Genomic DNA, 13476 nt, shown 5'->3' on the forward strand with positions numbered 1-13476 from the left:
CTAGTGGAAGTTTACCGTAACCGAAACTCTGCGATTGGCGGAGCTCCCGGTTCGGCTATTCTCAGTCTCCGCCGGCTCAAAGGTGCCCGCGCCGCGAACCAAAAGCGATTCCGGAGCGACGCCGCGCTTCTTGAGAAGCGCACGAACTGTCTCGGCGCGGGCGGCGCTGATCGACGCGTTGGCCGTCTCACGGCCCACGGCGTCCGAATGGCCAGTCAACATGAACTGTGCTGTTACGCCTGCCTTGCGGGCGTCCTTGGCCAATTCCTTCAACTGATTCGCCAATTTGTCGAGAACTGGCAGTTGCTCTGGTCCCGGTACAGCCTTGCCAGAATCGAAGAGAATGTCGACCGCTTGAATAGCCTCCCTCAAATGAGTGAGTTTCTGAGGGGTCAACTCGCGCAGCTCGGAAATTTCTAGAGAGAGTCCGTCCGCGGCCAGTTGTTGGGCGGCGACCCGCGCCCGATCTATCCAGGCGGCAGGAGCCTCACCCACGACAACGATGCGATCCTTGATGATCGAAAATCGTACTGAATCCGGCGGAGTCAGCGACGCCATCAGCCGCTTCACCACGAACTTTGGATCAAGGCTCTGATAGAATTGCCACTGCGAATGAACGCGAGCCGGATCAACCCCTGTTCCGGACAGCAGAGCCTGCGGGTCGGCGGCCTGCGGGTCTCTCAGGCCGGAAATGTAGAAATGTCCGCCCCTCGCCGTTTGTTGGGCGACGATGATCCCCGGTTGGGCCTCAAGTCGCGACACATAATGCTGCCAGTGCTCCGCCGCGCGTGCTTCGGGGCTCACATCACGAACCTTGGAGATGTCGAATTCCGGTCCGCCAACCGAAAGCTGTCGGGCCGCTGCGCGCGCCCGATCTATCCAGGTGTCGGGAGCCTCACCCTCGGCAACGATGCGATCCTCGACGATCGAAAGCCGAACCGATTTCGGCGGGGTCAGCGACGCCGTTAGCCGCTTCAACACGAACTTCGGATCAAGGCTCTGATAGAATTGCCACTGCGAATGAACGCGGGCAGGATCAATCTGCGTTCCGGACAGCAAAGCCTGCGGGTCGGCGGCAAGCGGGTCCCTCAAGCCGGCAATATAGAATTGGCCATCGCGCACCTTTTGTTCGGCAACGATGATGCCCGGCTGGGTACTCAGCCGCGACACATAGGCCTGCCAGTGCTCCGCCGCGCGTGCTTCGGGGCTCACATCACGAACCTTGGAGATGTCGAATACCGGTCCGCCTGCCGAAAGCTGTCGGGCCGCTGCGCGCGCCCGATCTATCCAGGTGTCGGGAGCCTCACCCTCGGCAACGATGCGATCATTGACGATCGAAAGTCGTACTGAATCCGGCGGGGTCAGCGATGCCGTTAGCCGCTTCAGCACGAACTCCGGCTCAAGGCTCTGATAGAATTGCCACTGCGAATGAACGCGGGCGGGATCGACCTGCGTTCCGGACAACAGCGACTGCGGGTCGGCGGCAAGCGGGTCTCTCAGGCCGGCAATATAGAATTGGCCATCGCGCACCTTTTGTTCGGCAACGATAATGCCCGGCTGGGTACTCAGCCGCGACACATAGGCCTGCCAGTGCTCCGCCGCGCGTGCTTCGGGGCTCACATCACGAACCTTGGAGATGTCGAATACCGGTCCGCCTGCCGAAAGCTGTCGGGCCGCTGCGCGTGCCCGATCTATCCAGGTGTCGGGAGCCTCACCCTCGGCAATGATGCGATCATTGACGATCGAAAGTCCTACTGAATCCGGCGGGGTCAGCGACGCCGTTAGCCGCTTCAGCACGAACTCCGGCTCAAGGCTCTGATAGAATTGCCAGTGTGAATGAACGCGGGCGGGATCGACCTGCGTTCCGGACAACAACGACTGCGGGTCAGCGGCAAGCGGATCTCTCAGGCCGGCAATATAGAATTGGCCATCGCGCACCTTTTGTTCGGCAACGATGATGCCCGGCTGGGTACTCAGCCGCGACACATAAGCCTGCCAACGCTGCCCGGATTGCCAGGAAAGAAAGAACCAACCGCCTGCCGGAATCAAAACCAGCAGGACTGCAGCCACCACCAGCCAAGGAAATCCCTGGTTAGAGTCCTCCTGCTTCAATTCAACGCAGGTCTGCAACAGCGTCTCTACGCCGGCCAACTGCGAACTGTCGCCGTCAAACTGCTCTAAAGCCTGTGAGCATTCATCATGGATGCGAAACAACACATCGCGAAATATTTCATGTAAATCCTCTGGCGGATTTCCCCGGATCACCGCGACCAAGGTCGCAAACGGTCCAACTTCTGACCAGAGACGAAGCTCCCCAAAACGGATAGTGTCCAGGCCGCTCTGTTCTTTCTCGTTAAATGAGTCTTTCACAAAATCTTGAATTGCACTAAGCATCGAAGAAATGAGTTGCGGGTCTTCGCTCGTTGCATTATCGGCAGTTACATGCGCTATCAAAAGCCCAGAATTGCGGTTAATCAGAAAGACATGCTCTACACGATAGACAAGAGAATGCTTAAGAACAACTTCTGAGAAGCTTGCCCCCGTTCTCCAAGCTTCAAATCTCCACTTGAGCCCATGCCAGGTAAATATATGTCTTAAAGTTTCATTCAGCGACTGAAAGGTCTGATCGATCTTTTCCCCGATCGACTTGCGAATTGCCGGCAGAAACACCGGGTACAATATATCCGTAAGCGTACGCGGGCTCTTCTGGATGGACCGTTGCACGGCCCTCTCGACAGCTGGCGCAAGTGCCTCTCCGAGTTGCGCATAAGGCGCACGTGCGGCTGCACTGGGGAGAACACCCCCAACTGCAGACGCAAGCTGCTCAGGTTCGTCGAGCAGGTGCGTAACTCGTGAAAGCTCCGAAATCTCGCGGCCGACCAGCAACTGGCGCAGCGTTGCCATGCGAGGATCGGCGGTTGGAACTCCGTCGAAACGCGCACGATAGTCCGGATCAACGTTCCGGGCAATTTCGACCAAAAGACTAGCCAGAGCCTCGCGATCAATCTCTGTATCGTTCGAAGCTGCTTTTTGAGCAAGGCTGATTGGGTCGACGGTCGACGTCAAGTTCCGATCAACTCACTTTCCAACTACGTTCCGAGTTGCTCTTGCTGCCTACGGGATCCTGATTTAGACATTTTGCAACCTCGACAAACAGGCCAGCCAAAAGATTTCGGTCGGTCTTGACGTTGCTGAGATCGGAAAACATCTTCTCCATTACCATCTGAATGGTTTCATTCTTTTGCTTGATTTCCTCACGCAGCGATTGATCGCTTCGATTTATCCGGTCCGCAACTTCGCGCTCAAGCTCGCTCAATTGATCCGACAACGCGCGCACCTGCTTTTCAAGCGCCTGATTTTGCTCGCGAAGATTCCGGTCGATCTCCTTGTCGGCCTCGGCTCGTGCGTCTTTTTCGTTCCGCAATTGCCCCGCAAGCGATTCGACCTGCTTCTTTGCATTTGACTCGTACATTTCAAGATTGCGCTTGGCCTCGGATTCGACATCCTTGAAGCGCTGCAAGAACCGTTCTTCAAGCTTGGAAAAACGGCGGTCATAGTCCTGCATCTGGTTGCCGAACAGCAGATCACGTATCTTGTCGACACCTACAGCGTCGCCGGGGCCTCCGCTCTCGCGAGCCTGGGCCGCCATGAAGGCCAGCCCGTTTCCGTCTGCATTACCTATCAGATTTACGTCCGCTTTATTTGCTGGAGAAGCGCTATTCGAAGATTCCTTGGCCATCCTTGTGCCCCTTCTTTTGAACAACTGCCACAGTGCGAAACTCAGAAACGGACAAGAATGTCAGCAAAATACCCGGCTCGCAAGCCGGAATCTTCTTGACTTAAGCCAATTCGTGCGTCCCTTTTACATCTCTTGGACTAGCAGCAAATAAACGAGTTCCGACTGGTGTAGCTTTCGTATCTCTTTTTATAGAGGCCATAATCGGCTAGTCTAATCAACCATTGGATGAAATCTACTATCGAAATGAGCAATACAATATCAGGCTATAGCTACTGGAGCGCAGTTAAGTAGCGCGGACTCATTAGAAATATCTAAATTAGATGACATGGCGGTACACATACTGCCTCGCATCGGGCTGTATACTGCGACGATCAGCTTCGGATGCGGGCCCAACGGTAGAAGGAAGGTGTTCTTTCGCACGGAGAATGGCTGTTCGAGAGTGCACCTCGGTATCGAGGCATTTCGGTCGATAGGAGGGGAGCAGTAGTCCCGATAACTGCAGTCATTCACATCAAAGCTTCAGTGGCTTGCTTTATTGCGCCCCGATTGCAAAGGACGTCAGTTTGCCATAGCTATTTCACTCGTACGGCGCCAGGGACCGCAGCTTGTGGTCATGGCGCCGATTCCGGGGATCGACATGAGTATGCGGCGTGCTTGCTTTGACGTGCATCTGCGACAGCTGGCGCCCAAGCTCGGCGGCACGGATGCGAATGCTGCGTCAGGCTTCCAGCATCGGTACCACGACAGGAGCAAGTTCCCTTTGCAGCCCAATAGTGGCGTCGCGGCGGCTCGGAAGAATTCGCAGAACACTATTTGGACACAGCGTTCCTAAGGACCGTTTCCTTTGGCAGGAAATCGCCGGCTATGTTTCGGGGCTCTTGTTCTACCTCCGAGCCAGGCGCGGGTAAGACGGCGTGGCGCATAATCCCTTGGTTTCAATCGTGGTTCCTGCGCACAACGCGGAGGTAACGCTGGCGCGCGCACTCGATTGCCTTCTCGATCAGGAAATAGTGGATTGGGAGGCGATCGTCATCGACGACGCCTCCACTGACCGCACCTCCGCGATCATCGCCGGTTATGTGGAGCGCGATGCCCGGTTTCGGACGTTGAGCTCTTGCGCGTATAGCGCCGCCGGCGCGCGCAACAGCGGGATTTCGACAGCGCGCGGACGCTGGCTCATGTTCCTGGATGCGGACGATTGGGTGGACGCCGGCTTCCTTGCGAAAATGCTGGCCGCCCTTGAAACCGCGCCCAATGCAGTCGCCGCCTATTGCGGTTCCCGGCGCGTGATGCCGGATGGCGAACTCACCCCGTCGAGCATCCCGACGGAGGTTGCGATCCAGCCCTTCGAAACATTCGCGCGCCGGTGTGCCATCCGCACTCACGCGCTGCTCGTCGACCGGGAGACAATTGTCGAATTGGGCGGTTTCGATGTGTCGCTGAGCACCTGCGAGGACTGGGATCTGTGGCAGCGCCTGGCACGTCTAGGCAAACGTTGGGTGATGGTCGACGAGCCGCTCGCTTTCTATCGGGCCAGCCCCAACTCGCTCACCCGCCATTCGACGCAGATGCTGGCCGATGCGGAAATCGTGATCGCCCGCGGCTTTTCTGCTGATCCCAGGGTCAAACAGCCAGCATCGGCTCACGCCAATGGAGCGATCGAGGCGAACGGCCGCACCGCTTCCGAGGCACTCGCGTGGTTCGCGTTGTGGAACGCCGCGTCGGATTGCGGCTGCGGCTCACGCTCGATCAGCCCGCAGGCCCTGCGCGCGCTCCCGGCAGGACGTAAGTGGGCGCATGACATCGCCAAGGTGGCCTTCGATGGCCTTATGGTAGGAAGCCTATCGGTGCCAGCGCAATTGGCTGCCAGGTGGGACAGGTTCGGCGGCTCCCTCACCGAGTTGATCACCGAACTCGGCAAGGTCTGGGACAATCCCGTCGCGGGTCGCCGCGTCCAGTATCACCTTGAGCAAATGCTTCTCGACTTCGACGATCTTGCCGCGCCGCGCAGACTGGCGCGGACACTCGGAATTCGCGTCGATGCTCGAAATCCGGATTCGATCGAACTGCCGCAAGGAATCGATCAAATCTATGCCTATCTGATGATCGATGGCCAGATCGAGGCTGTCGTGCAGTTCGGCGTACTCGGGACGGTGACAAGGGATCATTGGATTGCATTGATCCAGAATGTCGTGCCCGCTGAGCGGCTTGTAGACAGTGCGGCAAGGTTTGCGGGACGATCACCTGTACCGCAACAGGCCGCCGGCCCCGACACGTCAAACACGCTCGCAGCCGAGGCATTGTCAGCCACAGCCGAACGCGGGCCTGATCCGGACAGCCACTTTGGCAAACTCGCGCAATTGGCCGCGCAAGCGCGGGAGCTGGTTCGGTCGAGCGCCGAACCTGCGGAGCCTCCTGCGGCGCCGCGCCGCGCACGGCCCAGGCACGACAAGGATCGCACGTCGTTCTGGAATGGCTATTTCGCGACCGAGGATCCCTGGAACTACGGTTCCTCCTATGAGCAGGAAAAGTACGAGCGGCAGGTCGAAATTCTGCCGACCGGTCCTATCGGACGGGCGCTTGAGCTGGCCTGCGCGGAGGGCCACTTCACGCGGCAGCTGGCGCCGCATGTGGGCCATCTGACCGCAACCGACATCTCCGCCATAGCCATCGAGCGGGCCCGCGCGCGATGCAGCGATCAGCCGAATATTAAATTCGGCGTACTGGATTTCTCGGCCGACACGCTGCCTGGTGAGATGGACCTGATCGTCTGTTCGGAAGTACTCTACTACCTGGAAGATCTCGCCGAGTTGCGGCGCATCGCCAAAAAAATCGTTGAGGCATTGGCGCCTGGCGGGAGTTTCATCAACGCACACGCATTCGTGTTACGTGACAATGTTGAAAGGACCGGTTTCGACTGGAACACATTCGGTGCACAAGCGATCTCGGAGACGCTGGCAGCGACCGAAGGCCTCGTCCTCGATCAATCGATCCAGACCGAGCTCTATCGCATAGACCGCTTTCGCCGCCTGTCACCGGACGACGTGGCGACGGAACCGATGATTGATCAAGTGCCAATCCGCGGGCCCCTCGAAATCGGGGTCGCGCGAAATATCGTCTGGGGCGGGGCGCGGGCCTTGCGCCGGGACGTTGCGCGCAGCGAGCGGCGGCAGCGTATCCCTGTCCTCATGTATCACAGCGTCTCCGATGAAGGTCCGGCCGCGCTCGCCCGTTTTCGGCTCACGCCCGCCGCATTCCACAGCCAGATGGCATGGCTGCGCGCCAATGGCTTTCACGCGATTAGGTCCGAGCAGCTGGAATGGTTCATCGCCAACCGTCAACCTTTCGTTGGCCGCCCAGTGCTCATCACCTTCGACGACGGCTTCCAGAACTTTGCCGACCATGCCTGGCCGATCGTGCGTGCGAACGACCTGACCGCGGAAGTGTTCCTGGTGACGGACCTGGTGGGAGAAAGTGCACTGTGGGACGCCGACAGCGGTCCGCCGACACAGTTAATGGACGCCGGGACGGTGCGACGCCTCGCCGCCGAAGGTGCGTTCTTCGGAAGCCATCTGGCGACGCATCGCGCGATCGATGGTCTGTCGAGCTCTGACCTGGCCGCCGAGCTCCTGCGCTCTCGAATGTTCATCGAACGGTGGACCGGTCAGCCAACCACGGCGTTCGCGGCACCCTTTTCTGTCACCGACCGACGGCTTGGCCGGCTGGCCAACGAGTGCGGCTATCGAATCGGCTTCGGCGGCAGACACGGGCCGGCGGACCTCGATTGCGATCCCATCGACCTTCCGCGCATCGAGATTCGCGGGGATCGCTCGCTCGATGACTTTGTTGCCAAGGTCGAGGCCGTGCTCGAATGAACGGTGAACTTGTCAGTGTCCCGCCCGTTTACCTCGTTCGCAAGTCTATTGGGCGACTTGGGATACCGCTGACATCAGCTCCTGCGGGTTTGGCGCCCCAAACATGTATCGCCCACCCTCTGGAAACTCCGTGAAGCTCCAGCGGACGATCCCCTGCCGGTCCAGCAGGAATTGACCGACCAGTTGTCCGTGTCCCGTTGCCATCATCTGCTCGTCGGCTTCGGTCACTTCGTACTTGTCCTTCTTGTTGAGAATTTCGGTGGCCGCAAATGGGTCCATCGGACCGGACAACTCGCCTGGTATGTCGACCCGCATGTCCCTTGCCGCTGCCATCGAGACCTTGTACGGCCAGATCGTCTCGTTTTGGGTGAATTCGAGATTGGGCAGTCCAAAAGCACGATGTGAAGCGCGTTCAGGGTCGGAGGCCGCAAGCAGATTCGGTATCGGGTGGTAACGGAAATAGAGACGCGCCCGTTCAATCGGCGTGTTGACCACCGTCAGGCTCTCCACGCCCTTTTCGCGCAGCTCCGGATCAAGCCGAGCCTGGGCAGCGATATGGCGCCGGCAAAACGCACAATGCAGGCCTCGAAACAGGCCGACCAGCACCGGTTTTTGTCCGCGAAAGTCGTCAAGCGCGATCTTGCCTTCCTGGGTAATGGCGTCGAGTACCACGTTCGGCGCACGGTCGCCCGGTTGAAGCGGTACCAAGTCACTACGCGCGGACATTTCCAACCTCCAACCCGGCTAATCGAGAAAAGGCAGCACCACAAGCGCTTCCGGGTCGAGCCCGTGCTGGGCGCATATACCCTGCGCCAGGGAAAAGTAGCGTTCGGCCTCGGCGAGATTGTCGAGGTCGAGATTAAGCGTTGCGAGACCATCATAGCACGGAAACAGCAGTTGGGGCTCGCCCGTTTCGCGGGCTACGTCCAGTGCTTCCTGGAACAAGCCAACCGCCAGTTCCGGACGGCCGTTGCACTGGTGGATCTGCCCAAGCACGATCAACGGCACCGGCAGGTGCTCGCGCTGATCGAGCGCCCGGTCGATCTCGATGGCCTTCTCGGCAGCAGGCACGCCCTCCGTTGGACAGCGATCCGTGAAAGTGCAACAAGCGACCGCGAGGTTGGCGAGGAGGCGCGCCTGGAAACCCAAATCACCAATATGGCGCGCCACTTCAAGACCGCGCCGACAGACCTCCATCGCCTGTGCCGGATCGATGGTCGTGTAAAGCACGCCGAGATTGGTGTAGCCGCGGCACGCCGCGCCCAGTAGACCGGCGGCTTCGGCCAACTCAATGCTACGCTCAACCTGATGCACCGCTTCACGGTTCCGCCCAAGGCGAGCCAGCGCAACAGCCTTCGTATTAAGCGCCTCGGCGGTCACAAGGATGGCATCACACCCCACCTCGGAGACATGCTCCGTTGTCAGAGAGCGTACGCAATCCAGCGCCGCGTCTGCCCAATTTGCCGCGAGGGCGTGATCTCCGCTACGGAACGCCTGTCGGCCACGTTCTTGCCAGAGATGCGCCTGCTCGATCGGGGCATCCGCTCCATCGAGGAGCGCTGCAGCTTCAGCATAGCGGGATTCTGCGTCGTCCCGCTTGCCGACGTCCCAGAGCAGCCGACCGATCTTACGCAAAACTCGCGCCGACGCGACACGATTGGCTGACTCGCGGTATGCCTGCAACACCGTCTCGTAGTGATGGTGCGCGATCTCGCGGCGGCCTACCGGGCCGCTCAGATCGGCAATGCGCTCTGCAATTGCCAGTTTGAGCGGTGTGTGCCCGATCGCGCCCAACGCAGTCAGTGCTCGCTCGTAGAAACGAAGGGCGTCGTCGTTGGCGTATATCATGCGAGCGCGATCGCCCGCCGCCTGCAGGTAATGCGCACCCCTCTCCCGCTCGGCGCTCTGTGCGAAATGATGACCGAGCACGGTCAAATCCTCGAGCCGTTCCGGCTTGTCGCCGCACAGTTGCTCCAAGGCAGCACCGACCCGCCCGTGGATGTCGGTCCGGCGTTGCAGGAGCATATTCTGGTAGATCACGTCCTGCAGCAATGTTTGCGTAAAGCGGTAGCTTTGCGACGAGACCGAGCCCGATCCGGCAACTTCCTCGATGATTTCCGCATCGCAAAGCAGTTCGCAGCCGGCTTCTAGCCGGCCGGGGTCGGCTGCCACGGCTTTCAGAAGTGTGGCATCGAAACGCGGGCCGATTACCGCGGCTTCCTGGGCCAGCCGGCGCACCTCTTGGGGCAGCCGGTCGACGCGAGCAAGCAACATTGCCTGGATAGTGGCGGGAATGCCGGTTGCGACTTCGCCTGCCACAGTCCGCCATCGCTGGTCCTCGCGCATCAGTACACCGCGATCGATAAGGCCGCGGACGATCTCCTCTAAAAAAAGGGGGTTGCCGCCCGCGCGCTCAAGTATCTGGTCGAGAAGCCCTCCTGCGGAGTTTACCCAGCTCTCGCCGAAAAGCGCCGCCAGCAGGCTGCGTCCGTCATCATTGTTGAGCGGCGAAAGCCTGAGCGCTGTGTGACTGACCCGACTTGAGTCGAGCTGTCCGTTGTCCGGCGCGGGACGGTGCGTGACCAGCAACATCAACCGCGTGCGTTCCAATCTGTCCATCACAAAACGCAGTGCCTCGAGCGACACGGCGTCGGCCCAGTGCAGGTCTTCGACGACAATCAGCAGCGGCGACAACGCAAGCCGCCGTTCGATGATTGTGCGGACTGCGTAGAGAATTTGCCGCCGCAGCTGCTCGGGCTCGACATGCTGCAAGGTGGCATCGGGGTCGCCAAGGCCGAGCACATGGTAGAGCAAAGGCATCAGCCGCTTCGCCTCCTCGCCCTGCAGGCCGAGATCGGTAAGCAAGCCTGCGAGCTTTCCCCGCATTTCCTCCCCATTGTCGTTTTGCATCATCCCGGCAGCGCTGCGCACCACTGCGCCCAAGGCGCCAAATGATTGTTCGCCCAGCGGTGAGCACGTGGCCAGCCGCACGGCGACGTTGCGAAAACGATCCTCGTCGCCGACGCGGGCGACAAACTCCTTCACCAGCCGCGATTTCCCGATACCGGCTTCTCCGACGAGGCGGACAAGTTGGGCCGAGCCGCTGCACGCCTGGTCAAGGCTCGCCAGCATTCTATTGAGCTCCGCACCACGACCTATCATCGACGCACTGAGGCCGAGCGCCTCGAGCCCACGCGCTGCACGCGGCGCCGCAAGCGGTGCATCCAGTCGATGGACGAGCACACTGCCAGCCTTGCCGCGAAACACGACATCACCCAGCGACTCGTAAGAGAAGGCATGCCGGGTCAGCCGGTAAGTGAGCTCGCCTACCAGCACCTCACCCGGTGCGGCCAGCGATTGCAGGCGTTGCGCCGTATTCACTGTGTCGCCGGTCACCGAATAGGATTTGGCGGTGCCGATGCCCAATCCGCCGGTAACGACCGGACCAGTGTTTATGCCGATGTGGAGTAACAGAGGCGAGCCGGAGTGGGGGGTGCTTTCGCCGAGCCGCGCCGTCCGGGCGATCATGTCGAGAGCGGCGCGAAGCGCACGTTCCGGATCGTCCTCATGCGCGACCGGCGCACCGAACAAAGCGAGCAGTGCATCGCCGATGAATTTGTCGACGAAACCACCAAAGTTTCGCACGGCCGCCGTCAATTCCTTGAACAGTTCGTTCTGCAGCGCTTGCATGACCTCGGGGTCGAGCTGCTCGCTGAGTGTCGTGAAGCCGCAAAGGTCGGCGAACAGGACCGTTACCGTCCGGCGATCGGCGTCGGAGACGGGATGCAGCCCATCGTCGCTTTCGATGTTCGGAAGCAGCGACGGAGTTCGCGACGGCGGCACAATGGTCCGGCTTGGCGTCGGAGCAGTCCGTTCGACGGCTTTTGCGGGCGCAGCGACGCTTGCCCCACATTTCGGACAGAACTCGAAATCAGGTGCGCAGGGGTAGCCGCAACTGGCGCATGGCACGGGCTGGCGTCTGCCACACCTCGGACAGAAGGCGTAACCGCCCTCGACCTCGAAACCGCAGCCCGAGCAGTCCATCGAACAAGACCTCACTAGAGGCCGTGACGTCGTGATCTCGCCACGCACTTCACGGCTAGGCTATTCACAAGGATGCACCGATAGCCGTCGACCGGCAAGCGGCCGCGCAAATGGGCATCGAGCGATCCGTGTGGGTCCGGTGGCAGAGCGCTGCCGATTCGGGCGGAAGCCGTCGTCGAAATCCCGAAAGGCATCAGCGTCAAGGACGCGGCCGGATCAGACGCCAGAGGCTCACCGATAGATCGCCGTCGCTTGCGGTTGCGCACCAGAAAGTCGACCTGAAGTAAGGCTCAGCTCGCCTTGATCTCTGCCTGGCCGATCTTGCGCCATCGGGCGTTTTCGCGAACCAGCTTCAGGTCGTCGGTCGTCTCGGCAAATGTCCGCAAACGGTATTGCCGGAGCAGGTCCGGGAAGAGCGCCCCTTCCGGCAGGCCGGCAAGCTGCTCGCGGACCGAGATGTTTTCGTCGATGACCCGCATGCCCCAGGCATTTTCCCGAACCTGCAGCTCCGCAGCCAGATCGCGCTCTTCCGGCGCGTTTTCATCTAGCGCAGCCAGCAGGATCGAGTGGAAAAGCGCTACGTAACCAATCTGTCTCAGGCCGCCCACAACCCGCACGCGCGGCAATATGGCAAGGACGAGGAACATCAGGAACAAGTTCGGCAGCAGCACGCCGTCCAGCAGCGCCTGCCTGAGATGCGGCCGCTCAAACGGGATGGAAAGACCATGCGGCCTGTCTGACTCGATCAGGTGCCCGTTCTCGAGGACGAGCTTGCGCACGCGCTCCTCGCGGATGCCCCAGAAATAGGCCGTGGCATTGGGCAGGAATCTGCCAAATGGGCTCGATGCGGCCTCTTGCAAGGCCCGTTCGAGACGCTGGCGCCTTGCGGGCTCAATGAGCAGCCTGGAAAGAAGGCTGCCGTCATATTCTAGATGCCGCGCCATGGCAGAAGCGGCGAGCCGATCGTCGATGAAAACCGGCAGGGCCATGCCGGAACGATCCCAATCGGCGACCAGATCCTCGTTGAGGGCTGTCAGCGCATCGGCGGCGGTCCCAAACACTTTGTCCTGGCTGGCAAGCAGTGTGCCTAGCCAGCGGCTGGCATCCGTTTCGTCGCCCACGGCTTCGAGCGCGCGCTTGTTGAGGGTGACGGGACCGGCCACGCAGGCGCTTTTGCGGCACAGTTTGTGGCGCCCCATGCCGAACAGGTTGACCTTGTCGTCTCCGACATTGAGCCATCCCGGCCCCTCCCGCCCAATTGTTTCCATGGTCATCGTCGTTCCCATGAAGCCGAAGAAGGCCGACAGCCCGTTTTCGACCGCGCCGAGCCAGGCAAGCAGGAGGGCATCGAAGGTGATCCGGTCCATCAGAAGCAGGCAGTGCAGGCCGGACTGAATCACCGGTCTGTGCTCGAACTCGTCAAGGGCCTTGCCGATCTCTTGAGGCTGCATGATCGCACCAAGGCGCTGATGCAGGACTTCGCGCAAGATCGAACGGGCAGCGATCGCCGGGCCCGATGCAGGCCTTGCCACCGGCCGCCACAGATGGCGGGCGTAATCGGAAACCGGCGCGTTCCAGTTCTGCTCGATGTCACGCACGACTTCCGGGCAGAGCAGCGACAGCACAGCCAGAATTTCCGCCGGAGGCGTAGGGGTTGGGTCAAAGACGGCGGTCATTGGTCCCGTCTAGCCGCTTGCGGTGCAAACGCCAAGGGAGACCAGACTTGCTGGATGCGACCGGCCCACACATAGATTGTCAACTCGATCAAGACGGTGTGAGACGAAATTGACCGTATCCAACGGAGTTCTCCATGATCAA

At 60.3% G+C, this 13476-nt stretch carries 6 protein-coding genes; 1 reads left to right on the forward strand and 5 read right to left on the reverse strand.

The window, feature by feature from the left end:
- Positions 1 to 3066, reverse strand: a complete 3066-nt coding sequence (locus NKH36_RS25875) for an OmpA family protein (protein ID WP_352959995.1) — start codon at positions 3064 to 3066, stop codon at positions 1 to 3.
- Between the two features lie 7 nt (positions 3067 to 3073).
- Complete coding sequence (locus NKH36_RS25880) at positions 3074 to 3739, reverse strand: coiled-coil domain-containing protein (protein WP_077380274.1); 666 nt, start codon at positions 3737 to 3739, stop codon at positions 3074 to 3076.
- Positions 3740 to 4653: 914 nt separating this feature from the next.
- Here NKH36_RS25880 and NKH36_RS25885 point away from each other — a divergent pair.
- Complete coding sequence (locus NKH36_RS25885) at positions 4654 to 7614, forward strand: trifunctional glycosyltransferase/class I SAM-dependent methyltransferase/polysaccharide deacetylase (protein ID WP_352959993.1); 2961 nt, start codon at positions 4654 to 4656, stop codon at positions 7612 to 7614.
- Positions 7615 to 7659: 45 nt separating this feature from the next.
- Here NKH36_RS25885 and NKH36_RS25890 read toward each other — a convergent pair whose 3' ends face one another.
- The 3 genes from NKH36_RS25890 to NKH36_RS25900 all read right to left on the reverse strand — a co-directional run bounded on the left by NKH36_RS25890 (position 7660) and on the right by NKH36_RS25900 (position 13334).
- Positions 7660 to 8340: a redoxin domain-containing protein gene (locus tag NKH36_RS25890; protein ID WP_352960063.1), complete on the reverse strand. Its 681-nt coding sequence runs from the start codon at positions 8338 to 8340 to the stop codon at positions 7660 to 7662.
- 18 nt (positions 8341 to 8358) lie between these two features.
- A complete protein-coding gene (locus tag NKH36_RS25895) occupies positions 8359 to 11658 on the reverse strand; it encodes an ATP-binding protein (protein ID WP_352959991.1) in 3300 nt (1099 codons plus the stop codon).
- Positions 11659 to 11948: 290 nt separating this feature from the next.
- Positions 11949 to 13334, reverse strand: coding sequence for a hypothetical protein (locus NKH36_RS25900; protein ID WP_352959989.1), 1386 nt, complete (start codon positions 13332 to 13334; stop codon positions 11949 to 11951).
- Positions 13335 to 13476: the final 142 nt, after the last annotated feature.

Origin of the sequence: Mesorhizobium sp. M1312, from assembly GCF_040318115.1 — a bacterium.
In the GTDB taxonomy this organism is placed as follows: Bacteria; Pseudomonadota; Alphaproteobacteria; order Rhizobiales; family Rhizobiaceae; genus Mesorhizobium.